This window comes from Mesorhizobium amorphae CCNWGS0123, from assembly GCF_001686985.1.
GTDB lineage: Bacteria > Pseudomonadota > Alphaproteobacteria > Rhizobiales > Rhizobiaceae > Mesorhizobium > Mesorhizobium amorphae.
Genome location: NZ_CP015318.1, coordinates 4,753,811 through 4,777,691 on the forward strand (window position 1 = coordinate 4,753,811; position 23,881 = coordinate 4,777,691).

Annotated in this window: 22 protein-coding genes and 1 pseudogene; 7 read left to right on the forward strand and 16 right to left on the reverse strand. The window is 63.0% G+C overall.

Going from position 1 to position 23,881, the window contains the following annotated elements; genetic code table 11:
• Positions 1-4 precede the first annotated feature (4 nt).
• Positions 5-307, forward strand: a complete 303-nt coding sequence (locus A6B35_RS22490) for a hypothetical protein (protein ID WP_006204979.1) — start codon at positions 5-7, stop codon at positions 305-307.
• A 57-nt stretch (positions 308-364) separates the two neighbouring features.
• On the opposite strand, the gene A6B35_RS22495 is transcribed toward A6B35_RS22490, so the two are convergent.
• The 3 genes from A6B35_RS22495 to nthA are packed head-to-tail and all read right to left on the reverse strand — an operon-like array spanning position 365 to position 1,981.
• A complete protein-coding gene (locus A6B35_RS22495) occupies positions 365-733 on the reverse strand; it encodes a nitrile hydratase accessory protein (RefSeq protein WP_006204978.1) in 369 nt (122 codons plus the stop codon).
• Positions 720-1,379, reverse strand: coding sequence for a nitrile hydratase subunit beta (gene nthB / locus A6B35_RS22500; RefSeq protein WP_006204976.1), 660 nt, complete (start codon positions 1,377-1,379; stop codon positions 720-722). Before nthB ends, A6B35_RS22495 begins: the two co-directional genes overlap by 14 nt.
• On the reverse strand, positions 1,376-1,981 hold the full coding sequence (gene nthA / locus A6B35_RS22505; protein WP_006204975.1) for a nitrile hydratase subunit alpha: 606 nt from the start codon (positions 1,979-1,981) through the stop codon (positions 1,376-1,378). Before nthA ends, nthB begins: the two co-directional genes overlap by 4 nt.
• A gap of 275 nt (positions 1,982-2,256) precedes the next feature.
• On the opposite strand from nthA, the gene A6B35_RS22510 reads away from it, so the two are divergent.
• Together A6B35_RS22510 and A6B35_RS22515 are read left to right on the forward strand one after the other, a co-directional pair.
• Positions 2,257-2,667 carry a RidA family protein gene (locus A6B35_RS22510; protein ID WP_006204974.1) on the forward strand — a complete coding sequence of 137 codons (411 nt, stop codon included), beginning with the start codon at positions 2,257-2,259 and terminating at the stop codon, positions 2,665-2,667.
• A gap of 213 nt (positions 2,668-2,880) precedes the next feature.
• Positions 2,881-3,162, forward strand: coding sequence for a helix-turn-helix domain-containing protein (locus A6B35_RS22515; RefSeq protein WP_006204973.1), 282 nt, complete (start codon positions 2,881-2,883; stop codon positions 3,160-3,162).
• Here A6B35_RS22515 and A6B35_RS22520 read toward each other — a convergent pair.
• Positions 3,143-4,291 (reverse strand): acyl-CoA dehydrogenase family protein, encoded by a 1,149-nt coding sequence (locus A6B35_RS22520; protein WP_040583594.1) that lies wholly within the window; start codon positions 4,289-4,291, stop codon positions 3,143-3,145. The genes A6B35_RS22515 and A6B35_RS22520 overlap by 20 nt on opposite strands.
• A gap of 104 nt (positions 4,292-4,395) precedes the next feature.
• Here A6B35_RS22520 and A6B35_RS22525 point away from each other — a divergent pair, with 104 nt between their 5' ends.
• Positions 4,396-5,307: a LysR substrate-binding domain-containing protein gene (locus A6B35_RS22525; RefSeq protein ID WP_006204970.1), complete on the forward strand. Its 912-nt coding sequence runs from the start codon at positions 4,396-4,398 to the stop codon at positions 5,305-5,307.
• A 312-nt stretch (positions 5,308-5,619) separates the two neighbouring features.
• Here the strand turns inward: A6B35_RS22525 and A6B35_RS22530 are convergent, their stop codons facing one another.
• From A6B35_RS22530 to A6B35_RS22545, 4 genes and pseudogenes are all read right to left on the reverse strand, one after another.
• On the reverse strand, positions 5,620-8,784 hold the full coding sequence (locus A6B35_RS22530) for an efflux RND transporter permease subunit (protein WP_006204969.1): 3,165 nt from the start codon (positions 8,782-8,784) through the stop codon (positions 5,620-5,622).
• Positions 8,781-10,058, reverse strand: coding sequence for an efflux RND transporter periplasmic adaptor subunit (locus A6B35_RS22535; RefSeq protein WP_006204968.1), 1,278 nt, complete (start codon positions 10,056-10,058; stop codon positions 8,781-8,783). Before A6B35_RS22535 ends, A6B35_RS22530 begins: the two co-directional genes overlap by 4 nt.
• A gap of 227 nt (positions 10,059-10,285) precedes the next feature.
• Positions 10,286-10,772: pseudogene (locus A6B35_RS22540) on the reverse strand (LysE family translocator).
• Positions 10,773-10,902: 130 nt separating this feature from the next.
• The gene (locus A6B35_RS22545) at positions 10,903-11,859 is read right to left on the reverse strand and encodes an acyl-CoA desaturase (protein WP_050900831.1); all 957 of its coding nucleotides are present in this window, start codon (positions 11,857-11,859) and stop codon (positions 10,903-10,905) included.
• A 184-nt stretch (positions 11,860-12,043) separates the two neighbouring features.
• Here A6B35_RS22545 and A6B35_RS22550 point away from each other — a divergent pair, with 184 nt between their 5' ends.
• On the forward strand, positions 12,044-12,421 hold the full coding sequence (locus A6B35_RS22550) for a metalloregulator ArsR/SmtB family transcription factor (protein ID WP_006204966.1): 378 nt from the start codon (positions 12,044-12,046) through the stop codon (positions 12,419-12,421).
• Between the two features lie 16 nt (positions 12,422-12,437).
• On the opposite strand, the gene A6B35_RS22555 is transcribed toward A6B35_RS22550, so the two are convergent.
• The 4 genes from A6B35_RS22555 to A6B35_RS22575 form a co-directional block, all read right to left on the reverse strand.
• A complete protein-coding gene (locus A6B35_RS22555; protein WP_006204963.1) occupies positions 12,438-13,127 on the reverse strand; it encodes an SEL1-like repeat protein in 690 nt (229 codons plus the stop codon).
• A 2-nt stretch (positions 13,128-13,129) separates the two neighbouring features.
• Positions 13,130-13,702: an acetolactate synthase small subunit gene (ilvN, locus tag A6B35_RS22560; RefSeq protein ID WP_006204962.1), complete on the reverse strand. Its 573-nt coding sequence runs from the start codon at positions 13,700-13,702 to the stop codon at positions 13,130-13,132.
• An 81-nt stretch (positions 13,703-13,783) separates the two neighbouring features.
• The gene (locus A6B35_RS22565) at positions 13,784-15,535 is read right to left on the reverse strand and encodes an acetolactate synthase 3 large subunit (protein ID WP_006204960.1); all 1,752 of its coding nucleotides are present in this window, start codon (positions 15,533-15,535) and stop codon (positions 13,784-13,786) included.
• A gap of 352 nt (positions 15,536-15,887) precedes the next feature.
• A complete protein-coding gene (locus tag A6B35_RS22575) occupies positions 15,888-17,108 on the reverse strand; it encodes a DUF6600 domain-containing protein (protein ID WP_244897044.1) in 1,221 nt (406 codons plus the stop codon).
• A gap of 301 nt (positions 17,109-17,409) precedes the next feature.
• On the opposite strand from A6B35_RS22575, the gene A6B35_RS22580 reads away from it, so the two are divergent.
• A complete protein-coding gene (locus tag A6B35_RS22580) occupies positions 17,410-19,212 on the forward strand; it encodes an NAD(P)/FAD-dependent oxidoreductase (RefSeq protein ID WP_006204956.1) in 1,803 nt (600 codons plus the stop codon).
• Between the two features lie 74 nt (positions 19,213-19,286).
• On the opposite strand, the gene A6B35_RS22585 is transcribed toward A6B35_RS22580, so the two are convergent.
• The 4 genes from A6B35_RS22585 to tmpA all read right to left on the reverse strand — a co-directional run bounded on the left by A6B35_RS22585 (position 19,287) and on the right by tmpA (position 22,893).
• Complete coding sequence (locus A6B35_RS22585) at positions 19,287-20,447, reverse strand: PcfJ domain-containing protein (protein ID WP_006204955.1); 1,161 nt, start codon at positions 20,445-20,447, stop codon at positions 19,287-19,289.
• Between the two features lie 485 nt (positions 20,448-20,932).
• A complete protein-coding gene (locus A6B35_RS22590; protein ID WP_006204954.1) occupies positions 20,933-21,133 on the reverse strand; it encodes a hypothetical protein in 201 nt (66 codons plus the stop codon).
• A gap of 27 nt (positions 21,134-21,160) precedes the next feature.
• Positions 21,161-21,745 (reverse strand): (R)-1-hydroxy-2-trimethylaminoethylphosphonate oxygenase, encoded by a 585-nt coding sequence (gene tmpB, locus A6B35_RS22595; protein ID WP_006204952.1) that lies wholly within the window; start codon positions 21,743-21,745, stop codon positions 21,161-21,163.
• Positions 21,742-22,893 (reverse strand): 2-trimethylaminoethylphosphonate dioxygenase, encoded by a 1,152-nt coding sequence (gene tmpA / locus A6B35_RS22600; protein WP_006204951.1) that lies wholly within the window; start codon positions 22,891-22,893, stop codon positions 21,742-21,744. Before tmpA ends, tmpB begins: the two co-directional genes overlap by 4 nt.
• Before the next feature lie 106 nt (positions 22,894-22,999).
• On the opposite strand from tmpA, the gene A6B35_RS22605 reads away from it, so the two are divergent.
• Entirely contained in the window at positions 23,000-23,881 is an 882-nt protein-coding gene (locus A6B35_RS22605; RefSeq protein ID WP_006204950.1) for a LysR family transcriptional regulator, read from the forward strand.

The following is a 23,881-nucleotide window of genomic DNA, read 5'->3' on the forward strand; positions in this document are numbered from 1 at the left end:
GTTCATGAGGCCGTTCGCAGATAGGCTGGTAGGAAAGTCGATAAAGAGCATCGAAATCGGCGAACCGGGTTACGGCATCGCCATTTCCCTGTCTGATGGCGCTGGGTTTACGGTACATTCCGAAATCACGACCTGCCTGTCGGACATAGATGCGAGAGCGATAGAACGTGTTGAGATCAGCAATGAGCAAGTGATCCTGCACCTGAGTGGAAATGGCTTTGTCGCGATTTCTAAGGACCGCGAGCGATTTCCGTTCGTTGAATTGTTCGTATACGGCGACGACGAGGGTATGGTTGTCGAAAACTAAATGCATCCCATGGGTCACCGTTTTCCCGATTGACCCAGCAACGAGCACGCGCTCGAACTATGCGGTCCGGATACGACCTGCGGTCGGTCCGGGATCGTTCTCCAGCAGGATCGGCTTGCCATGCGGTGTCGCATGCGCGGCGCGTTCCCAGGCCGCGGCAAGCGCATCGACATCGCTCTTGCCGGCGACGCCCTTGGCCGACAGCAGGCTTTCCAGCGCCGCCAGCCAGTGCTCGTAATAGTCGTGGCCGTCGCTTGCCGCACCGGGCTTCTTGACCTCGGCGGATAAGGCATCGGCCCATTCGCTCCAGGAAAACAGGCCCTTGTCGTGCAGCGCCACCGTCATGGCGAAGGCTTCCGCCTGCCACGGCTCGGCGAACACCGGCTCGTCGAAACCCACCGGCAATGCGCCTTCATGCCGGTTCAAGATAGCTCTCCCAGGCGTCGATCGACACGGTCAGCGTCGGGTCGGCGCCCTCGCCCCAGATCTCGGCGCCGTCGAAAACCACCGTATAGACCCATTGCGGGTTTTCGCCCCGGCCATGCGCGTTGCTGTCGGGAAAGACGAAGCCGTCGCGCACCGCGTCTATCGTTCCCTGCTTGCCGCGTGCATAGCGCGGCAGCCGCGTGTGGCCGGTCGGATGGAAAGTCTTGGTGCGCACCAGATCGCCGGCCTTGAACCGCGCCGGCGTCGCAACCGGCCGGTCGCAGGGACCGCCCTTGGCCAGTGCAGCCGGCACGTTTTCGGCCTTCAGCACTCTTTTGGGGGTTGCGGCTGGATCAGCTGCCTTGCCGGCCTCGAGATCGCGCTCGCTGACAAAGCCGTGGCGCTTCAAGAGCACCTCAAGCGCCTTGATCCAGATCTGGTAGTAGCTCGAGGCATAATAGTCGGCCGGGTGCAGCGATTCGCGCGCATGCCGGCTCTCGTCGATATTCCAGGCACCCATGGCGCCGGCGGTGAGCGTCACGCCGAGCGCCCGCCTCTCCCAGGCGGCGTGGAAGTACGGCTCGTCCCTTTCGGGCGCGACCGGCCCGAAACCCATCTGCCCGCCGAGATCGTGCGGCCCGTTCATGCCGGTTCCTTCGCCAGGCCGGTGCCGATCATCGCGTCGCGCGTCACCAGTTCGGCCAGCCGCTCCTCGCTCCAGCCTTCTGTGCCTTCCGGCCGCATCGGCACCACCAGATAGCGCAGCTCGGCGGTCGAATCCCAGACACGGATTTTTGTAGCGGCCGGCAAGGTCAACCCGAATTCCTCCAGCACGCCACGCGGATCGATCACCGCGCGCGAGCGATAGGGCGGCGCCTTGTACCAGACCGGCGGCAGGCCGAGCACAGACCACGGATAGCAGGAGCAGAGCGTGCAGACGACGAGGTTGTGAGTCTCCTCTGTGTTGAACACGGCTTGCATGTGTTCGCCTTGCCGGCCGGTATAGCTGAGCGAGGCGATCGCCGCCGTCGCATCGCGCTTCAGCCAGGCGGCGAACTCCGCGTCGACCCAGGCCTTCGCCACCACCCTGGCGCCGTTGCGCGGGCCGACTTTTATCTCGTAGGTGTCGACGATGACGTCGATGGCGGCCGGATCGATCAGGCCTTTCTCGGTCAGGATCGTCTCCAGCGCGCGCACCCGCGCGGCGAAGGGGTCGAGTTCGTTGTCGTGGTCATGATCATGGGACATGACCTCAGACTAGCACCGTTTCACAGTGATTGTGACTCTTGGATTTGGGCTCGTCTGAGCTTGCTCGCGGCATGCTTGCCGCCATCAGGAGCGTATTCAATCGTCGCGCTCGGCTTGTCTCAGCTCGACCCGGTAACGTATGTTCATCGGCGTCTCACCATGCCGCGGACCGCCACGCGCACCAGCGCCGACGCTTTGCCATCGTCCTGCTTGCCAGCAACGCGGCGTCGATCACCAATGTCGATTTCAGTCGAACGAAGCAGGAGATTTATTAGATGTCGCTCGAACTCATCAACCCAGATGATCTGCCAATTCCAGAGATGTACACACAGGTTGTCGTCGCGACGGGTTCCAAGCTGGTATTCGTCTCAGGTCAGCAGCCCGAAGACATACACGGCAGGCTCGTTGGGCATGGTGATTTTGCGGCGCAAGCGCGCCTGGCATTCGGCAATCTCGGCCGAGCGCTCAGCGCGGCAGGTGCACGGCCTGAGCATGTTTGCAAGATCACAATCTACATTGTCGATTATAAGCGCGATGAACACGTTCCGATCATCGAAGACGCGCAGATTTCGCTGTTTGGAGATCACAAACCAGCGAATGTGGTGGTCGGGGTTGCGATAATGTCCCCAGGCTATCTCATAGAGGTCGACGCGATAGCTGTCATTGACGAGGCCGTCAGAAGCTAGTGGTATGACCGAGACGGATGAGTCCCGAAGGGATTCCGTCAGATGGCGGCGTGTGCGAGTCTGCGGTATGCGCACTGGGATTTCCATCACACTCAGCGATGCTGATCGTCGTCGGCTTGAGGGCATCACCGTTGACCGCAATTCGGCCCAGAAGCGTGTCTGGCGCGCCCGGGTTGTGCTGCTCAGCGCGGAAGGCCTGGGAACGAAGCCATCATGGCGGCAACCGGGACAGCGAAGACGACCGTCTGGCGCTGGCAGGAACGGTTCATGGAGGAGGGCATCGAAGGCCTGCTGCGCGACAAGACCCGTCCGCCTGGAAGGGCACCGGTTGCGGATGACCGCACCAAGGCCATTGTCGAGATGACGCTCAGGCCACCGCGGCATGAAGCCACCCATTGGACGGCGCGTGCGGCCCCGGCAGCTCTACAGCTGACCGACGCGACGGGATTACGTCGGGACCAGCGCGCGCTGATCGTTAGAAGCTTGCGCCGCTGATATCGCCGCCAAAAGCGTAGCGGCCACCGATCACAAACTGCTCGGCACTCATGGCGATGTGCTTGGCCGCCGCGCGAACGTCGCGTTCGCGCCTCTCGAAGGGCTGGGACTCGGCAAGGGCCCGGGCTCCGATCAGATCGTTCACCCGCAGTACGACGCTCACTGCGACTTCAGCGGCGTGAGAACAGGCAAGCCGGTAGTTGATCCGGGCCGCAACCAGATCAGAGCCCTCGCTTTCGACGGACGCGCACAAGGCCGACATGGCTGACCGCATGTAGGCGCCAGCCGCCCTGCACTGCGAAAGGCAGCGCCCGATCTCTGCGTGAGCCAGTTCGCGTTCTGCGACGGGGACGGTCATGCCCTGACGACGGTGGCCGGAGCTTAACGAGATGAGCGCGTCGATTGCGCCCTTCGCGATCCCAAGCGGCACTGTGGCAACAGTCCAGACAAAGGCGGAAATGCCCGGAAGGCGATAGACGACACCGGCGTGGGTAGGATTTGGCTGAAAGTCGCAAACGAATTCGGCTGGCAGGAACGCGTTGTCTGCCTCGAAGTCCCAGCTTCCGGTGCCTCTCATCCCTGACACATGCCAGTTGTCGATCAGATTGACGGCCTCACGGGGCAAGAACGCTAGAACGATCCGCCCACTGCCTTCGTTCACCTCACAAAGCGGGGCAAAGGTCGTGGCGTGTGGTGCGCCGCTGGCAAAAGGCCACCGGCCTGTGATGCGGTATCCACCCTTAGCAGGGACCGCCTTGCCAATCGCGCCTGTGCTTGAGGCGACGAAGGCCGACGGTTTCCCGAACACCTTCTGTGCGGCGTCCAACGGCAGATAGCCGCCAGCGCGCGAAATGCCGCCTCCGTTTCCGACGAGCCAGCCGATTGTTCCATCGACTGCTGCGGCATGCTCGACCACGGTCATGAAGTCGAGGGGCGAAAGCCCGCATCCGCCCAGTTGAGCCGGCAGCAGAAGGCGGAAGAACCCCGCTTCGCTCAAGGCACCAAACACCTCGTCCGACAGCCTTCGATCCGCGTCAAAGCGCCCGGATTGCCCTGCCAGCAAAGGGCGGATCTGTTCGAACCTTTCGATCATGGTTGCAGCGGTCGATGCCGATTGTCCGTCCAGCATGATGATCTCCTTCCAGAATGCCGGAATGGTCGGACTCGATGAGACGTGGGGCAACAGCAAAGAATTCGAGGCAAGGTGAGTACAATTCATCTAGAATTCGACGCATGCACCGCCTTCCGCCTCTTCGAGAGCTTCAGGCCTTCGAATCCGCGGCCCGCCTTCTGAGCTTCAGGAAGGCGGCCGAGGAACTGTCCGTCACACCCACAGCCGTCAGCCACCAGATACGGCTACTGGAACGCTATTGCGGCCAGCCCCTTTTTCAGCGCCAGCCGAGGCCGTTGCAGCTCACCACTGCGGGCGCACAGCTTCTGCCGGTTGTCCGGGACGCTTTTCTGTCGATCTCGGACGAGCTTGCCCGCCTTACCCCTGGCAGCCCGATCGGCCATCTTCGGGTGACGACAACCAGCGCCTTCGCCGCGCGCTGGCTGCTGCCGCGCCTGGAAAGCTGGCGAGCGGAAGCGCCGGGATCGACGCTCGACCTTGTCGGAACGGATACGGTACTGAACCTTCGCACGGGCGAAGTTGACGTTGCGATCCGTTATGCGCGGCGATCCCCGACAGACGGAGTCGCGGTGGAGCTACTTCGCGATACCTTCCACGTCGTTGCGGCGGCGTCGATTCTTCAGGGAGGCGTCCGCATGATCGAGCCTCAGGCGATCCTCAATCTGCCACGTGTCGAGGTCGGCTGGCCCCTGACCGACGTAGGTGCGCCCACTTGGCGTCACTGGGAGACTGCGGCCCGAGCGGCAGGCCACCGAATCAGCGGCACCGTCCGCCCACCGCAACTGAAATTCCACGAAGAGCACCACGGGATCGAAGCGATCGTAGCCGGACAGGGTCTTGGGCTGTGTAGTGACGTGCTCGTTGCACGGGAGCTTCGCGATGGCCGTCTTCTGCGAGTCAGCGATATCGTTCTGCCCGGCTACGGCTTCTACTTTGTCTATCGGGCCGAGCACCCGAGGCGCGGGGCCTTGGAAGCCTTGCTTCGCTGGATGCAGCGACAAGCCTCCGCGTGAAGCCGATTGTCAAACATGCGCGTGCGCCGGCTCCCACGCACAGAAGATGACCTCAATCGATACTTCGCGCCGACCCCGAATGGCAGGAATGCCGCAGCTGTGCTGCAGCAAGTCGGTTCCCAGTGAATGATCGGTGTAGGTCGGAACGGCGTATCGTCCTACGGCAGGTTCGTCCGCAAAGCTGCCCTACGCAAACCGCCCCGCGTGAGCCGCTCTGAGGGTTCGAAGTGTCCTGAGTCTGACCACTAGCGCCGCCACGATCTGGCCCGCGTCTTTATCAGAAACGAGCCGTTCACATGCCTGGGGGTCGAACTATTCGGCCGCAGCTTTCTGGAGTCGGACAACCCGTCCTTCCTCCGGATCAAACAGCGAGGGCTGCTCCGCAGCTTCATCCTGCTGGAGCGTCGGTTGGCTCTTCTTCGGCATGAGCCCGATCAGCCAGCCCGAGAAATTCTCCATGTAAACATAGATCACCGGTGTGACGAACAGCGTCAGCGCCTGCGAGGCGAGCAGGCCGCCGACGACCGCAACGCCCAGCGGCTGCCGCAGCTCGGCGCTGGCGCCAGTACCGAGCGCGATCGGGAACGTGCCCATCAGCGCAGCAAGCGTCGTCATCATGATCGGCCGGAAACGCATCAGACAGGCCTTGTGGATGGACGCCGTCGCCGACATGCCTTCTCGTCGCAGTTCCAGCGCGACGTCGACCATCATGATGCCGTTCTTCTTGACGATGCCGATCAGCATCAGAATGCCGATCACCGCGATCACTGACAGATCCATGCCTGCGAAGCGCAGCGCAACGACGGCGCCAAGCACCGCCGACGGCAGGCCGGTGAGAATGGTGAGCGGGTGGATGAAGCTCTCATAGAGAATGCCGAGCACGATATAGATGGTCAGGATCGCGCCGCCGATCAGCAGGCCCTGATTGGCGAGCGAATCCTGGAAGGTCTTGGCCGTGCCGGCGAAGGTGGTCGAGATCGCCTTCGGCATGCCGATCTGCTCTTTGAGCGCGTTGATGCGGGTTACGCTGTCGCCGAGCGCCACGCCTTGCGGCAGATTGTAGGAGATGGTCACTGCCGGAAGCTGGCCGAGCTGGTTGACCGTCAAGGCGCCGGCCGTGCGATCGACCCGGGCGAAGGCGCCAAGCGGAACCAGACTGCCGCTCGCCGTCCTCATCTGGATGGCGAGCATCCGCTCGGGCGACCATTCGATCTTGGGATCGAGCTCGGTGATGACTTCGTAGCTGTCGGCCGAACCGAAGATCGTCGAAACCTGGTCTGTGCCGAACCCGCCATAGAGGGCTGAACGCAGCGTGTCGGTGTCGATGCCGAGCTGGGCGGCCTTGTCGCGATCCACCACCAGCGATGCCTGCAGCGCATTGTTCTGCAGGTCGCTGGTGACGTCGGTGAAGGTCGCATGGTCGGCCGCCATCGCGTCATTCAGTTTCTGTGCCCACTGATCGGTCAGGCCGGTATCGAGGCCCTGGACGACGAGCTGGTAGGCGCTGGCCGACGAGCGCGAGCCGAGCCTCAGATTCTGCACCGGCTGCATGTAGGTCTCGATGCCCGCCACACCCGACAGTTGCTTGCGCAGATCCGAAAGCACCTTCTCGATATCGGGACGCTGGTCCTTGCCCTTGAGCTGGACGAAGAGCTGCCCCTGGTTGAGCGCATTGTTGCCGCTGCCTGCCGACCACGCCACATGGTCGACATAGGGCGAATGCGAGAAGACGCTTGCCACCTGCCCCTGCAGCTTGGCCATAGCGTCGAACGAGATGTCCTGCCGTGCGATGGTCGTCACCGATATCTGGCCGATATCTTCTTGCGGGAAGAAGCCCTTCGGCGACACTTCGATCAGCCATACCGACGCCGCAGCGGTGCCGATGAAGACGAGGAACACCAGGAAGGTGTGGCGCAGGCAGAAGCTCAAGACCACGTCATAGCTGCGTGTGACGAGGTCCTGCTTGTGGCCGGGACCATGCTTGTCGCGATCAGCCTTCGTGACCGACAGCAGCCGCGAGCACAGCATCGGCGTCAGCGTCAGCGAGACGAACATCGACGCCAGGATGGCAACCGTCACCACGACGGCGAATTCATTGAAGATGCGGCCGATCACGCCGCCCATCAAAAGCACGGGGATGAACACCGCCACCAGCGAGATCGAGATCGAGATGATGGTGAAGCCGATCTCGCGTGCGCCCTTCAGCGATGCGTCGAAGGCCGACAGCCCATCCTCCTCCATGTGGCGGAAGATATTTTCGAGCATGACGATGGCATCGTCGACGACGAGGCCCACCGCAAGCGTCAGGCCCATCAGCGATATGTTGTCGATGGAAAAGCCGAACAGGAACATCGCGCCAAGCGTGGCGATCAGCGAGATCGGCACCGCCACCGCCGGGATGATGGTCGCCGTCACCCGGCGCAGGAAGACGAAGATCACCATGACCACCAGCGCGATGGTCAACAGCAGCGTGAACTGGACGTCGTCGACGGCCTGACGGATCGAGGTCGAACGGTCGTTGAGCAGCTTGATCGAGGCGGCGGCCGGCATCTGGTCCTGGAAGGACGGCAGCATCGCCTTGACCTTGTCGACGACGTCGACGGTGTTGGCATCGGGCTGGCGCTGCACGGCCATGATGATCGCGCGGGTACCATCGTACCAACTCGCCGTCGTCGTCGTCTCGACCGAATCGACGACGCGGGTCACCTCGCCCAGCCGCACCGGGTGACCGTCTTTGGTGGCGATGATGAGGTTGGAGAACCCAGCGGCGTTGTCGAGTTGGGTGTTGGCGGTGATGGTCAGCTGCTGCTTATCGTTCTGCAGCACGCCGAGCGGCGTGTTGCTGTTGGCAGACGCGATCGCCGCCTGCAGCTGATCGATCGAGATGCCGCGCGCGGCAAGCGCGGTCGGATCGATCTGGATGCGCACTGCGTATTTCTGCTGGCCGTAGATCGAAACCTGGGCCACACCGTCGATCGTCGACAGCGACGGCGAAATGACGTTCTCGGCGAAGGCATCGAGGTCGGTCATCGGAACGGTATCGCTGACCAGCGACATCAGCAGGATCGGCGCGTCGGCCGGATTGACCTTGCGATAGCTCGGCGGCGCCGTCATCTGCGGCGGCAATGATTTCTGCGTGCGCGCGATCGCCGCCTGCACGTCCGCGGCGGCCGCGTCGATATCGCGATTGAGTACGAACTGGATGGCGATCGAGGTCTGGCCAAGCGAGTTCGTGGTCGAAATCGAATCGATGCCGGCAATGGTGGCGAACTGCTTGATCAGCGGCGTCGCCACCGAAGTCGCCATGGTTTCCGGCGAGGCGCCGGCCAGCTGGGCCGACACGTTGACGACGGGAAATTCGGCGCTCGGCAGTGCCGCCACCGGCAGGAATTTGTAGGCAAACAGTCCGCCCAGCACGAGGGCGAACGACATCAAAAGGGTGGCGACGGGCCTGCGAATACAGAATTCGGAGATCATTGGGCCGCCTCGCCGGCCTTGTCGGCACCACTTGCCTTGTCGGCTTGCGCCACCTTGGGAGCTGCCTGATCGCCGTTGGTCGCGGCCTTGCCTTCGTGCACGGCGGCGCCGTCCTTCAGCCTTGTCTGGCCTTCGGTGACAACTTTCTCACCGCTTTTCAGCCCCTGGCTGATGGCGCTGTTGTCGCCCTCGGTCAGCGCCACCTGCACCGGCCGCATCTCGACCGTGTTGTCCGGCTTGACCACATAGACGAATGGCCCCTTCTGGCTGGGCTGCACCGCGACGGTGGGAACGGAAGTCATCTGCGGCATGATGCCGGCGTCCAGGATGACATTCACATATTGGCCCGGCCATAGCGACAGATCGGCATTTGGTATGCTTGCCCGCGTGGCAATCGTGCCCGACGCGGTGTCGACACTGGAATCGACGAAATCGAGCGTGCCCTTACCGATCGGCGTCGGGTCGCCGTCCTTGGTCAGCGTCACCGCCCCTTGCTGCGGGTTTGCAAGCGCCTTGTGCAGCAAGGCAAGATTGCTTTCCGGCAGCGTGAAGTTCACCTGCAGCGGGTCCATCTGGGTGATGGTCACCAGCGGGGTCGCCGTGCTGCTGTTGCCATTGCTGACAGTGACAAGGTCGCCAACAGCGACATTGACGGCACCGAGCCTGCCGGAGATCGGCGCCGAGATGGTGGCGTAGCTCAGCTGGACGGTATCGGCATCGATCGTAGCCTTGTCGGCGTCGATGGTTGCGGCCGCGGCCTTCTGCGCCGCCAGTGCCTGATCGTAGGTCTGCTGCGTGCCGGCCTGCTTGGCAACGAGGTCCTTGGCGCGCTGGAGATCCGCCGCGGCGCTGGCGAGCAGCGCCTGGTCCTTGACGAGCGTCGCCTGGTCCTTGGCCAGTTGTGCCTTCAAGGCGCGGTCGTCGAGCGACAACAAAAGGTCGCCGGCCTTCACCATCTGGCCGTCCTTGACCGCGATCGCTACGATCTGGCTGGATACCCGGGCGTTGATGCTGACCACCGCCGGCGAAGACACGAAGCCGATGGCATAGCGGCGGATCGGGAAGTCCGCGGTTGATGCGGTTGCTGAAACAATCGAAGCCGAACGAGCGCCGGCTGCGGGCTTGTCCGATGCCTTGGCGGTCTTGTCCGCCGCCGCCGGCTGCTGACCCGAAATCAGCTGTTGGACCTTGCCCATGGCCGTGGGCGAAAGATAGAGACCAGCCCCCGCCAGGCAGGCCACCGCAATCACCGCAAAGAGGATTTTTCCGCGCATAGACAACAAGTCCTCTCATCCGACACGCCGAACCCGGTGGTCTTGTTCCAGCTCAAATCACGGCTCCGCGCCGCGAATTCGCCGAATAGATAGGACACGCCTTTGTCGGAAAAGGGCCAAAACGCGGCATTACGAAGATTTAATGTGCACTGCACAATAACCAAGCAACTGAGCCAAGGTGTGCTGAGACCCAGGTCAGGCCGGCATCACCTGAATATCGGCACGCCTTAGCGCAGCATCGGCCACAGCGTTGCCGCCAGCAGCACGCCCATGGCGATGTTGAACCATTTCAACCGCACCGGATCGGACAGGAAGCCGCGCAGCGCGGTGCCGAATCCAGCCCACACCGAAACGCTCGGCAGATTGACGATGGCGAACGCCATCGAGATCAGCACCACCGACAGGAACGGATGGTCGGGATTGGTGTAGACGGCCATGGCGGTGATCGCCATCACCCAGGCCTTGGGATTGACCCACTGGAACGCCGCCGCATTGATGAAGCGCATCGGCCGCGCCTCTGCCTCACGCACCCAGGCCGAGGCCGACGGCTATCAGCAGCACCAGGAAGCCGATGCCGATGCCCAGCATATGCGGAATTGTCCTGACGATGCCGAAATTCACGCCCGACGCCAGCAGCATGAGATTGTTCGGCCCCGGCGTGATCGAGGTGACGAAGGCATAGACCAGCAGGGCAAGGAAAGCGTCCAGGGACATGACGGCTCACAAAGGTCAGTAATACTGACTTAAATAGACCGGGTGCCCGATGCAACTTCATTCGATTGGTCCAATGCGCCCTGCCGTGATCCGTCTATTCCCTAGCCGGCCCAGCCACGGCCAGCACACCCTACCTGCCGTGAGGCTGCGCCGGCAACAGGCTGGGAGCGGCAGTCGTCTCTTGATGGCCGGCCACACGCCGCAGGCCTTTTCGCCTAGGGGTGCTCTCGGGAAGCTTTACCGAATGCGCCAGGCCGAGCGCGGCAAGGATGCGGATGAATATCCAGCCGAGATCGATCTGCCCGCGCTCAAGCCCAAGCCTGGCGGATTCGGGAAACGCATGGTGATTGCCGTGAAAGCTTTCGCCGAAGGTCACCAGGCCGAAACGCGGCAGATTATAGCCCTGCACCGCGACGCCATCGACGCGCCAGCCTTGCTGCCCGCTGCGGTGGGCGAAATGCCCGACCAGCCAATGCCCGGTGAGCGACACCGAGACCCGCACCGCGATGCCCCAAACCACCCAGCTCCAGCCGCCAAGGGCAAAGAACAGGATCGCCCAGGGCAATTGCTGCAGCATCCATGTGCGCTCGACAAATCTGTAGAAGCGGTCGTTCCTGATCGACGGCTCGATAACGAAGTCGGGCGGATTGCGTAGCGCGACCGCGCAATGCATCTGCCGGAAAGCGTCGGTGAAGAAGGGTCGGCGGTGCGCGTGGAGATCATGGCACGCCGTCTGCCGCTGTGCCCAGTCTCTGATGTCATGCGCATAGATCATGCCGAAAGGGCCGGCCATGCCGACGAGCGTGCCGAGATAGACCAGTGCATGCTCGATCCAGATATGCACCTTGAACGATCGGTGGATGAGCAGGCGGTGCATGCCGACCGAATGCCCGGCGCAGATCGTCACCGCCGTCGTTACCACGAACAAAGCCAAGGCGCTCCAGCTGAACGTCATCGGCCCGAACACCAGAGCGATCAGCGTCATCGCGCCGACCCAGATCGACTTGGCCGGCATCCAGACGACATCGCCGTCCTCGGCGTCGCTCAGTGGCTGCGAGATCATTCTGCCTGTGGATATGGTTTTCATCGGTACCTCCCTGCGGGAAACATTTTCCGAACCAAAGCCTTGCCTTTCGCCGCGTCGGCGCCTATTTAGGCAATAAGCTAATTATCTACTATATCGGATTAGGTATTTAGGCAATAGTCTAAATGCAGGACGCATAAAACAGCCCGAGGGCGCAGGCGCCTTCGCGACCCCTGAGGCGGCAACGGTGATTGAAGACAACAATTCAGATAGCGAAACGAGCGCCGGCGCGAACGGCGCCATACAGCGCGTATTCGAAGCGCTGTCGTCGCAGCCTCGGCGCAAGATCCTTGCCTATCTCGCGCACTCCTCGCTGACCGCGGGCGAGATCGCGGCCCGCTTCGACATGTCGAAGCCGTCGATCTCGCAGCATCTCAGCATTCTGGAGACGGCCGGCCTCATCGCGAAAGAGCGGCAGGGACAATTCATCCACTACTCGCTGGTCCAGAACAATCTGGTCAACACGCTGAACGGCTTCGTTCAGGACGTCTGCCCGGTGTCGCGCCCGATCAAGCGGGAAAGCAAGGAACTTGGCCGAGGCGGGCAGCACAAAGATCGTACTTAGGCGAGCGTGATAAGCACTAGCGGCTTTCCAAGGTTTTCATAAGTGCCTTGGCGTATTGGCAGGCATCGAAGTCTGCAGCGATCCCGCAAGACTTTTTGTAAGCGGCAATAGCCCCGGCTTCGTCCTCGGAAACGCCTTCGCCTTGTTGAAGGACTATGCCATACATAGTGCAACCCCAAGCGTCACTCTCATCGCAACTCAACTTGAATGTGCGATACGTGCAAGCTTTCTCGGCATCACCGTCCGCGCGCAGTTTGTCCGGCACAAGCCGATCATGGAGGATTCCCGCACCGCGATTGGTGCAGCCGCCTGCGCTGCCGGTAGCGCAGGCCTGGGCGAACATCGCCTGGGTTTTCGATTGCTGGTCTTCTGGGGTGTTCTCCTGGATGACCCTGGCGGTTTCGAAACAGGCTTCGCCGCTGCGTCCCTCGAAACAGAGCTTGGCGCAGGCCAGAACGTCCCTTGCACAATTTTCGTAGTTTATCGTCGGTGGCGAAAACAGCGCGTCACCGATGCTGACCGCCTCGCGCCAAATATCGGCCGGGCATTGCTGGAAATAATAGCTGGGCGTAACCCTGCGTTCGATCTCTGCAAACAGTTTCGGCAGCACCGACTTGTCGAACGCCGGCTGCTGGCCGGCAGCCGCCAAAGTGACGGAAACCACGATTGCAGCGGCACCCGCCATAACTGCCGCCGCGCGCATCATGCCTACATGCCCTGCGGGCCGCGGTTCATTGCCGCCACGCCGGTGCGGCAGATTTCGACCAGGCCGAGCGGCTTCATGATGGCGATGAACTGGTCGAGTTTGGAGCCCTTGCCGGTGATCTCGAAAATGAAATGCTCGGTGTTGGCGTCGATGACGCTGGCGCGGAAGGCGTCGGCGAGCCGGAGCGCCTCGACCCGGGAATCGCCGGTGCCGGCGACCTTGACCAGCGCCAGTTCGCGCTCCAGCGGCCGCTCCTGGCCAAGCTCGTGCGAGCGCACGGTGAGATCGACGACGCGGTGCACCGGCACGATGCGCTCGAGCTGATGCTTGATCTGCTCCAGCACATGCGGCGTGCCGCGCGTCACGATGGTGATGCGCGACAGATGCTTTTCGTGCTCGGTCTCGGAGACGGTGAGGCTCTCGATGTTGTAGCCGCGCCCGGAAAAGAGACCGATGACCCGGGCCAGCACGCCCGGCTCGTTGTCGACCAGCACGGAAAGCGTGTGGTTTTCGGGCTTTTCCGTTTCCTTGGCGATGAAATAGGCGGAGCCGGTCGGCTGTAGCTGTGCGTTCATGACATGAATCTCGATTTCAGACTTTTGAGCTAATTCTCTGTTTCCGCACGGCTTCTTCCGACAGCCCTGCCTCGGCTGTTATCACACCAGTTCCCTGCCCTTGGCGTCGATGGCGTTGGCCACAGCCTCGTCGGTCGCCTCGTCGGGCAGCAGCATCTCGTTATGCGCCTTGCCCGACGGGATCATCGGGAAGCAGTTGGCCAGAGTCGCGACGCGGCAGTCGAACAGCACCGGCTTCTTCACCGAGATCATCTCCTTGATCGCGTCGTCCAACTCGTCCGGCTTGTCGCAGCGAATGCCGTGGCCGCCATAGGCCTCGGCCAGCTTGACGAAGTCGGGCATCGCCTCGGTGTAGGAATGAGACAGCCGGTTGCCGTGCAGCAGCTGCTGCCACTGCCGCACCATGCCCATATACTGGTTGTTGAGGATGAAGATCTTGATCGGCGCATCGTACTGCACCGCCGTGCTCATCTCCTGCATCGTCATCTGCACCGAAGCATCGCCGGCGATGTCGATGACCAGCGCCTTGGGATGCGCGATCTGCACGCCGAGCGCGGCCGGCAGGCCATAGCCCATCGTGCCCAGCCCGCCTGACGTCATCCAGCGGTTCGGCTTCTCGAAATGATAGTGCTGCGCGGCCCACATCTGGTGCTGGCCGACCTCGGTGGTGATGTAGGTGTCCATGTCCTTGGTCAGCGCATAGAGCCGCTGGATGGCATATTGCGGCATGATCACGTCGTGGCTCATCTTGTAGGCGAGCGAGTCCCGTGCGCGCCATTTGGCGATCTGCTCCCACCAGGGGTGCAGCGCCTTCTTGTCGGCCTTGGCGCTGGCCCGCCACAGCCGCACCAGATCCTCCAGAACCCGGCCGACATCGCCGATGATCGGCACGTCGGTGTGGACGTTCTTGTTGATCGACGACGGATCGATGTCGATGTGGATCTTCTTCGAGTTCGGCGAGAACGCGTTGAGCCGGCCGGTGATGCGGTCGTCGAAGCGCGCGCCGATGCAGATCATCACATCGCAATCATGCATGGCCATGTTGGCCTCGTAAGTGCCGTGCATGCCGAGCATACCGACCCAGTTCTTGCCGGAAGCCGGATAGGCACCAAGCCCCATCAGCGTCGAGGTGATGGGAAAGCCGGTCAGGTCGACCAGTTCGCGCAGCAGATGGCTGGCCTCGGAGCCGGAATTGATGACGCCGCCACCCGAATAGATGATCGGCCTTTTGGCGCCGGCCATCAGTTCGACCGCCGCCTTGACCTTGTCGAGGTCGCCCTGGACCTTCGGCTGGTAGCTGGTGCGCGGCGCCGTCTGCGGCGGCACGTACATGCCCTTGGCGAACTGCACGTCCTTGGGGATGTCGACCACGACCGGACCGGGACGACCCGTCGTCGCGACATGGAAGGCCTCGTGAATGGTCGCGGCCAGCTCGTTGACGTCCTTCACCAGCCAGTTGTGCTTGGTGCAGGGGCGCGTGATGCCGACCGTGTCGCACTCCTGAAAGGCGTCGGAGCCGATCAGCGAGGTCGGCACCTGCCCCGTAAGGCAGACCAGAGGGATCGAATCCATCAGCGCATCCTGCAGCGGCGTCACCGCATTGGTGGCACCAGGCCCCGAGGTCACCAGCATGACGCCGGCCTTGCCGGTCGAGCGCGCATAGCCTTCCGCGGCATGGCCCGCCCCCTGCTCGTGGCGAACCAGGATGTGCTCGACCTCGTCCTGCTGGAAGATTTCATCGTAGATCGGGAGAACGGCGCCGCCCGGATAGCCGAAGACATGCTTGACGCCATTGTCCTTCAGCGCCTGCACAACCATTTCGGCGCCCGTCATTTCGCGCCGCTCACTCTGTCCATTGCTCATCGGTCTGGTCCCGTACTGTCGCCATTTGGGCGTTGCTGGTCGTTTAGTCGTGTTTCGGGCAATAAAAAAGGCCCCCGAGGGAGCCTGTGTGTTGCGCATGGGAGGTTTTCGCCCGGCGGTTACACCGCCTTGCCCACGCGCTTTCCTACGAGAATGAGTGCCGTTTTCATGGTCGCGGACACTAGAGGCGGGAAAGGCAGCCTGTCAACGGCAAAAATGACACCGGCCGCCAAGGCCATCCGCTGCATGAGAGCCACGGCGGCGATGCCGCTGCGTGCCGCCGCATTTGGCCGGCATGCCGCACCACTGCCCTGACCGGTAATCATCGCGGCGGCTTGCAATGCGAAACACGCGGATCGCATTTCTGCACCTTCTTCGCCATGGGCGGGCGATGTGGTGCGACCCTCTGCGGGCCATGATGCTGCGGTGCGTGCATCGCCAGCATTTGCTGGTGGTTGAACTGCTTCTTGGGCGCATGCGCCAGACGCTGCTGCGGCGCCACCTTTCCAGGAGCCGACTGCACATGGACGTGTCGTCCGCCATGAGCCTGCGGCATCTGAGCTTCGACATTGTTGCCGGCCGTCATCCGCTTGCGCTTATTGTCATGCGGATTCTGCACCGCCTCGGCAACCGAACCCGCAGGCGAAATCACCTTGCCATTCGACAGTTTTTTCGGCCCTTGGCCGGAGGCATCAGGCACATTGGCGATTGCAGGCGCTGCGGATATCGCGTTGCCGTTCAGCCTCTTGATCGCCTCGCCTTTCGACGGGTCGAGCCGGGCCTCGGCAAAGACGCCCTTGCGCGGCGGAACCACCTTCGCCGCCTTGATCGACGTCACCACCGAAGGCGGAAGCCGCTGCAGGCGGGGTCCGGCATTGATCGCAACGACCTGGTTGCCAAGTCGCACGCGCGGCGCATTGTTCACGACCACGGTCTGGTTGATGATCGTGGTGTTGCGGATGATGGTGACGTTTTCCCTGACGGGCCGCACCACGGTGACAAGGTCGGCCGCGCCGATCGCCGCCACCGGCGCGAAGCTCCACCAGCCGTCGTCATACGCGACATCGACTTCAGGCGGCGGCGCCGGAGCCCAGCCGATATCGTCCGCGCCCTGGCGCCAGACCACCCAGGCCGGCGCCCATTCGTCGCCGGCGATCCACACCCAGCCGAACTCGGGATCGTAGGCCCAGCGGCCATAGTGGTAGACGATGGCACCGAACGGCTCGGCCGACTGCCAATACCAGCCGTCGTCGGTCCAGACCCATCTGCCTTCGGTGTAGGGCCGCCATTCCGACCGCACGGACGGAACCCACACTTCACCGAAGCGGTTGGAGGTTCGCCATCCACCATAGTTTGAGAGCCGTTCACGGACGGTCACGGAAACCACGGCCGCATGCGCGGCCTGCCAGGCCGGCACGACCAGCGAACTGCCCAGGCTTCCAGCGAGCGCCAGGGCCAGGGCGATGGCCGCCGCGCGTGCACGCAAGGCGACCGGGTTGATCGAAGACATCTCCATGACGCGCTCCAGAGTTTCCGCATCCACGAACCGCCCCGTGCCCGCATCGTCCCTGCCTCTCGGTTGTCAGCGCTCAGCGTGGCTGCATTGCGGCACATGGCAATCACGATCTCGCGACCAACAGGACGTTCATCCTGTTTTCAAGCACCGCCTGCCCAGTGCCCACAAGAAGCGGCGCAAACCGCCTGCATTCACCAAGCCCTTGAAAACGCGCCAAACTATTGGAGGGCGTGACGCGATGGTGGTTTTGGCGAAATACTTTCGCCGCGCCGAACAATGCCCGCCACGCGCTCACCCAAGAAGCGATCCCAAGACCCGGAGGAAACTGATGCTGGAAAAGGCCCCGAACAAGAAACTTGCCGACCTGCTCGACAAATTCGGCAAGGCTCTCGCCGCCGGCGATATCGACAAGGCAGTCAACTGTTTTCAGGACGACTGCTACTGGCGCGATCTCGTCACCTTCACCTGGAACATCAAGACCATGGAAGGCCGCGACCAGGTGCGCGATATGCTGGTCAGCCAGCTGGCGAAAACGAAACCTTCGAACTGGGCGATCGCCGAAGGCGAGGACGCCACCGAAAGCGACGGGTTGCTCGAAGGCTGGATCAGCTTCGAAACGGAAGTGGCGCGCGGCTTCGGCCACATCAGGCTGAAGGACGGCAAGATCTGGACGCTGCTCACCACCATGGTCGAGTTGAAGGGCCACGAGGAGCCGGCCGGCTTCGCCCGGCCGATGGGCGCCAAGCATGGCCATGGCAAGAACCGCCCGACCTGGAAGGAAGAGCGCGAGAAGGAAGCCGCCGAGCTCGGCTTCAAGACGCAGCCGCACACGCTGATCATCGGCGGCGGCCAGGGCGGCATTGCGCTTGGCGCGCGGCTACGCCAGCTTGGCGTGCCGACCATCATCGTCGAGAAGAACGAGCGTGCCGGCGACAGCTGGCGCAAGCGCTACAAGTCGCTCTGCCTGCACGACCCGGTCTGGTACGACCATCTGCCCTACATGGATTTTCCGAAGAACTGGCCGGTCTTCTCACCCAAGGACAAGATTGGCGACTGGCTGGAAATGTACACCAAGGTCATGGAGCTGAACTACTGGTCCTCGACCGAGGCCAAGAGCGCTACCTATGACGACAAGAAGAAGGAATGGACCGTCATCGTCCACCGCGACGGCAAGGACATCACGTTGAAGCCGAAGCAGCTGGTGCTGGCCACCGGCATGTCGGCCAAGGCCAACCTGCCGAACTTCAAGGGCATGGAGAGCTTCAAGGGCGATCAGCACCATTCCTCGAAGCATCCCGGCCCCGACGCCTATGCCGGCAAGCGCGCCGTCGTCATTGGCTCGAACAATTCAGCCCACGACATCGCCGCGGCCCTTTGGGAGGCCGGCGCCGATGTTACCATGGTGCAGCGCTCGACCACCCATATCTCCAGATCCGACACGCTGATGGAAATCGGGCTGGGGGCGCTTTACTCGGAAAAGGCCGTGCAAGGCGGCATGACCACGGCCAAGGCGGACCTCATCTTTGCCTCGCTGCCCTACAAGATCCTGCATGAATTCCAGATCCCGGCCTACGCCGAGATGAAGAAGCGCGATGCCGCGTTCTACAAGGGCCTGGAGAAGGCCGGCTTCATGCTCGACTGGGGCGATGACGAGTCCGGCCTGTTCATGAAGTACCTCAGGCGCGGCTCCGGCTACTATATCGATGTCGGCGCGTCCGACCTGATCATCGACGGTTCGATCAAGCTGAAAAGCGGCGCCGAGGTGAAGGAGATCAAGGAACATTCGGTGCTGCTCAGCGACGGATCGGAACTGCCGGCCGACCTCATCGTCTACGCCACCGGCTACGGCTCGATGAACGGCTGGGCGGCCGACCTCATTTCCCGGGAGATCGCCGACAAGGTCGGCAAATGCTGGGGTCTCGGCTCCAGCACCACCAAGGACCCGGGCCCCTGGGAAGGCGAACTGCGCAACATGTGGAAGCCGACGCAGCAGGAAGCGCTGTGGTTCCATGGCGGTAATTTGCACCAGTCACGCCACTATTCGCAGTTCCTGTCGCTGCAGCTCAAGGCGCGGCGTGAAGGCATCCCGACGCCGGTCTACGGGCTGCAGCAGGTGCACCACAAAGGGTAGTCCGCTATCCCGCTTGTGCAACCAGGAAGGCATAACCCGCGCGGCGCTTTCCGCCGCGCGGGGTCTTCCGTTTTTCAGGCCCTGAGCACCACGCCCCTCGCCTTGGCCCAGCGCTCGACGACCTTGCGCTCCTCCGGCGAAGCGACGCGATTGCCGAAACCGCGCACCTGCACCGCACGGTTTTGCGGATCGAGCTCGATCGTCAGCAGCCGCTCGATCTTGCCGAGCGCCGTGCGCCGTAGCACCCAGATCGAGGCGTGGCCGGCGATGCATTTGGCCGCGTACATCGAGACGCAGTGATGCATCGCCCGGCTCTCGGCAACCAGGTCCTCGGCCGTCTTCAGCTGGCGAACGAAGAAGCGCTCGCCATGCGCCTTCGCCTCCTTGGCCGACGGCCGCCACTCCCAGTCCTCGAGACGCGAGCCGTCCCAGGCGCGGCTCTGCGACTGCGGTCCGGCAGTACGTGGAGCCCGCCCGGCGGCGCGGCGACGCATCGCCTCGATGCGTTCGATCGCGGCAATGTCGCGGTGCCATTCCAGCATCTGCCGGCGCAGCGAGGCGAGCGTGCGGCCCTTCAGGCTATAGGCTGCGTCGCGCTGGTGCATGGCGCCGATGAAATCGCAGAGATCGTCGATCTCCTCCTTCGACGCCGGATGCCCGCAGAAAAACCGCGTCACCTCGCGCCAGAAGGCCAGCTCGCCGCGCGGCGTGCGGGCGATCTTCGTGCGCGCAATGCGAGCGGCCAGTCCGGGATCATCCGTGTAGGACCGGGCGATCGCCAACCAGAACGCCTCGTCGAAGGTGAAATCGCCGGCCACGTTCAGGAAGCAATGCACCTCCTTGCGCGACAGCCACGCACTGGCGCCCGCCTTGTACAGCGAGTCGCCACGCGCGACCGCGACATACCAGGCCTTGCGGAGCGCTACCTCATTGGCATCCAGCCCCGAAGCGTCGAGCCAGATGGCCTCGAGCGCGACCGAGACCGGGTAGCGCGCATAGAGATGACGCGCGGCAGCCAGCCGCAAGCGCGCGCGGTCGCGCGTCTTCAGCTTTGGACGCCACAGCGCGCCGTCGCGGATCGCGACGCCGGCAAAGCCCCGGCGTGCCTCATCAAGCGCCCGCTCGAAATCCGGAGCGGGACGCGGGACGTGGGAAACCCGCCGCAGCGTTGCGGCATATGCTTCAATGCGTTCGCGCTCGGCGTCCTGCCTGCGCTGGATCATGGACTTTGCCATGGCCGTTCTTCCTGATTGGAACCCTGTCAGCCGCACGCAATTCCAGCGTCGGCACGGACTGTGTCGCTCTGGATTGCCGGGACATGACGGGTCTCCTTTCAGGAAGACGGGTTAGGAATGGGCGGCGTCTCTACGCTCGCAGCGAACTCGGCGCAAGAGCCATTCTTTCAATGTTTACAATGTGATGATAGGTGTTACGAAAGCGCATCTCAGGCCTTCGGGCAGCCGCCATCGTCGGCGGAGAGCTCTCAGCTCTCCACCGTTTTGACGGAACGTCGCTGCATTGCGAACCAGACGACAACCACGATCGCAGCGCGGCGGTCCTCAGATCGTCAGGAAGTGAGAAACCCGCTGTGGGCGCGGATCAGCCCGACCGTCCGCCGCGGAGGCGCAAAATGCGTGAACAAGATCTCATCGTCGCCTCCATCAAAAGCGTGGTCGATACCATGCGGCCAATGAAAAGGCAGGTCGCATGCCGGGCGCGGCTAATACATCGGAACAAGCGCGGCAGCAAGACCGCGAACGTGCCTGGCATCGGCGGCTTCGAACGAGCCGGCAGCGGCGCTGGGCTCGCCGCGGGAAGCGGTCGGCAGCGAGGCGGGAGCACTTGCGGCAGGCAGGCGCTCGCGGCAGTCATCCGGCCAGGATGCAGTCACCACGCTTTCGCCGTCGAAGCAAAAACACATGGGCCGTCTCCTCCAGTCAGGGTTGCGTCAGGCGCGATCGCGAAACTCGCGAACAACGCGCTGCAGCAGCGGCACGTAGTCGCGAAAAGTCCGCGTCTTCATGTTGGCGACCTTGCCGCCCTCGTCCCAGATGCGGACGCGTACCGCTTCTTCGTGGAACGGGTTCTTGCGGAACTCCGCCACTTCCTCAGCGCTCATCGGCCCACCCTGCAGGGAGAGGGTATGAACCGAAGCCTGTGAGAGTTTGCCGAAATAGGTCGGATCGGTGGCGCACAGATAGCGCTTGGCCGAGACGTGCAGCCTGACGCATTCGACGATGACGGGCGGAAAAAACGGCGCCAGCACTTCGCCGCCGGCCTCGTCATGGTGCTTGTCCTCGACATCGTCGGGCGAGTAGGTGCCGAACTCGCTCGTGTAGTGGCCGATATCGTGCAGCAGCGCGGCCGCCACCAGCACGTCGGGCGCGCTGTCCTGCTCGGCGAGCCAGGCCCCCTGCAGCATATGCTCGGACATCGTCACCGGCTCGCCGAGATAGGATTCGGCACCCCGGCGCTCGAAGATGTCGGCGATGAACTCGACGATGTTGTCCGCGTTCAGATCCTGGCCGCTCATTCCGCCGCCTCCCGGAAACCGTGTTCGATCGCCGCGAGCGTCGACAGCAGGCCGTCCTTGTCGGCGTAGCAGCCTTGCAGCCAGCGCTTGCCGGTTCCGGAAAACGCCTTGCGCGCATGCATGACCCGGGTGTTGTCGACGATGAAGGCCTGCCCGGCTTCGAGCTTGAACGTCACTTCGAAACGGGGATCCTCGATCAGTTCGGCGAACCGGCGATAGGCCGCATAGTATTTGCCCATCTCGGCGAAGGGCACGTCGACCGTCGGCGCCAGCGAGCGGTTGTTGAAACGAATGCAGATGAGTTCGCCATCCGGCCCAAGCTCGATCATCGGCCGCTTGGCCTGCAGCCGCACGCCGGACGAGCCCGCATACTCGAAGCGCGCTGGATAGGAGCTCAGCAGACGGAACCCTTCCGGGTTCTCGGTCTGCAGTGCCTCGGCGACCGCGAAGCCGTCGACGACACTGGACTCGCCGCCATCCACCGTATTCTCGATGCAGGACAGGATCTGCAGCGTCGGCACCGGATCGCGATAGGGATTGTCGGTGTGCGCCTGCAGGCCGAGATTGGTGTAGGCGAGGTTGCTCGGATTGACCTCGGCGCGCACCTCGAACCAGCGACCGTAATTGGTCTCCCTAATATAGCCGAACAGGTCGGACACCTTGCAAAGCGCGCCGGATTCGGCCGGCAGGCCATCCATCACCGCAAAACCGAAGCGCCTCACAGCCGAGAGCCATTCACGCAGTGTTTGGCGATCATGACTGGCGGCGGCGTAGCCGGCGCGCGGCACCGAATTCTGCATCGTCGCCCTGGTCCAGCGCTCGACCGCATCGCTCGTCCAGCCTCCTTTGCGCAACTCGACGCGGTCGTAGGCGTGCGCGCCAAGCCATTCCGCTGGAAAGCTGACCGTCTTTCCTTCCGGTACAAAGGTAAGCTCCAGGGCACCGGGCTTGATCAGGGCCGCGCCGATGCGCGTATCGGCGGGAACGTCGAGAATGGTGATCAGCCGTTGGCCGTTGCCGGCGCTGCGCGTCTTGTCGTCGAGCGCATTGTCGCGCAGCCACATTGCGTGAAAGCGGGCGCGCGTCCCATTCTCCCAGCCAAGTTCGATCGTTCTTCCTTCGTCGCCGATAAGCGCGTGGGTCAGCATGGAGATCCGTTCCTGTTGCCTTGGTCCGCAGGGTTCGATTGCATGCTGGCCGCCTGACAGGCATAATTCAAATTATGATTTTTCGGCCAATGACCAAAGAGAGCTAATGCCTCGAACTCCGGCTTTACCTCCTCTCGATTGGCTGCGCAGTTTCGAGGCGGCGGCGCGGCTGTCGAATTTCACGGCTGCGGCAACCGAGCTTGGCCTGACACAGGCGGCCGTCAGCCAGCACATCCGGTCTCTCGAGGAACGGTTGAAGGTCCGGCTGTTTTCACGGCTGGCGCGCGGCGTCGCGCTATCGCCGGAGGGCGCTGCTTACCTGCCTCACATCCAGTCGGCATTCGCCACTATTCGAAACAGCACCACGGAACTGTTCGGGCCGCGCGCCATCCAGACTGTCACCGTCCGGGTGCCGATCTCCTTTGCGTTGCTGGTGTTGGTGCCTTCGCTACCCGATCTCGCGAAGGCTCTTCCACAGATCCAGCTCGACATGGTGACGATCCATCGGCCGACCGATTACGATCAGCCGGGCCTGGCGCTCGATATCCGCTTCGGCAACGGAGCCTTTCCCGGCCGCGAAGCCGACAGACTGACCGTCGAGCGGCTGGTGCCGGTGGCCTCCCCGACCCTCGCCGGCAATCCCGACTGGACATCGCTGCCTTTGCTTCTGGTCGCCGGAGCGCGTGAAATGTGGGCGGAATGGTTCGCCGCCGCCGGCGTGCCGGGACACCCGAGGCGCTCGCACCGCTTCGACAGTTTCGTTGCTGCCATGGAAGCGGCCAGGGCCGGCGCCGGCGTGCTACTGGGTTCGCGGCCGCTGATCGACGCCGCGCTCGCCGGCAAACATCTGGTCAGGCTCTCCGACTTCGAACTCTCGAGCAGTTTTGGGCATTTCCTGACACGAGCGTCGGCCGCACCGTTGACGCGCGCCGAACAAGACTTCCGGCAGTGGCTTCTGTCGCGCCTCGCCGGCGCGACGCCGACATAA

Bases quoted from the DNA above. Each gene is read 5' to 3' on its own strand.
- A6B35_RS22490 (WP_006204979.1), top strand. From the start codon at position 5: ATGAGGCCGTTCGCAGATAGGCTGGTAGGAAAGTCGATAAAGAGCATC.
- nthB (WP_006204976.1), bottom strand. From the start codon at position 1,379: ATGAACGGGCCGCACGATCTCGGCGGGCAGATGGGTTTCGGGCCGGTC.
- nthA (WP_006204975.1), bottom strand. From the start codon at position 1,981: ATGTCCCATGATCATGACCACGACAACGAACTCGACCCCTTCGCCGCG.
- A6B35_RS22510 (WP_006204974.1), top strand. From the start codon at position 2,257: ATGTCGCTCGAACTCATCAACCCAGATGATCTGCCAATTCCAGAGATG.
- A6B35_RS22515 (WP_006204973.1), top strand. From the start codon at position 2,881: ATGGCGGCAACCGGGACAGCGAAGACGACCGTCTGGCGCTGGCAGGAA.
- A6B35_RS22520 (WP_040583594.1), bottom strand. From the start codon at position 4,291: ATGCTGGACGGACAATCGGCATCGACCGCTGCAACCATGATCGAAAGG.
- A6B35_RS22525 (WP_006204970.1), top strand. From the start codon at position 4,396: ATGCACCGCCTTCCGCCTCTTCGAGAGCTTCAGGCCTTCGAATCCGCG.
- A6B35_RS22530 (WP_006204969.1), bottom strand. From the start codon at position 8,784: ATGATCTCCGAATTCTGTATTCGCAGGCCCGTCGCCACCCTTTTGATG.
- A6B35_RS22535 (WP_006204968.1), bottom strand. From the start codon at position 10,058: ATGCGCGGAAAAATCCTCTTTGCGGTGATTGCGGTGGCCTGCCTGGCG.
- A6B35_RS22545 (WP_050900831.1), bottom strand. From the start codon at position 11,859: ATGAAAACCATATCCACAGGCAGAATGATCTCGCAGCCACTGAGCGAC.
- A6B35_RS22555 (WP_006204963.1), bottom strand. From the start codon at position 13,127: ATGATGCGCGCGGCGGCAGTTATGGCGGGTGCCGCTGCAATCGTGGTT.
- ilvN (WP_006204962.1), bottom strand. From the start codon at position 13,702: ATGAACGCACAGCTACAGCCGACCGGCTCCGCCTATTTCATCGCCAAG.
- A6B35_RS22565 (WP_006204960.1), bottom strand. From the start codon at position 15,535: ATGACGGGCGCCGAAATGGTTGTGCAGGCGCTGAAGGACAATGGCGTC.
- A6B35_RS22580 (WP_006204956.1), top strand. From the start codon at position 17,410: ATGCTGGAAAAGGCCCCGAACAAGAAACTTGCCGACCTGCTCGACAAA.
- A6B35_RS22585 (WP_006204955.1), bottom strand. From the start codon at position 20,447: ATGGCAAAGTCCATGATCCAGCGCAGGCAGGACGCCGAGCGCGAACGC.
- A6B35_RS22590 (WP_006204954.1), bottom strand. From the start codon at position 21,133: ATGTGTTTTTGCTTCGACGGCGAAAGCGTGGTGACTGCATCCTGGCCG.
- tmpB (WP_006204952.1), bottom strand. From the start codon at position 21,745: ATGAGCGGCCAGGATCTGAACGCGGACAACATCGTCGAGTTCATCGCC.
- tmpA (WP_006204951.1), bottom strand. From the start codon at position 22,893: ATGCTGACCCACGCGCTTATCGGCGACGAAGGAAGAACGATCGAACTT.
- A6B35_RS22605 (WP_006204950.1), top strand. From the start codon at position 23,000: ATGCCTCGAACTCCGGCTTTACCTCCTCTCGATTGGCTGCGCAGTTTC.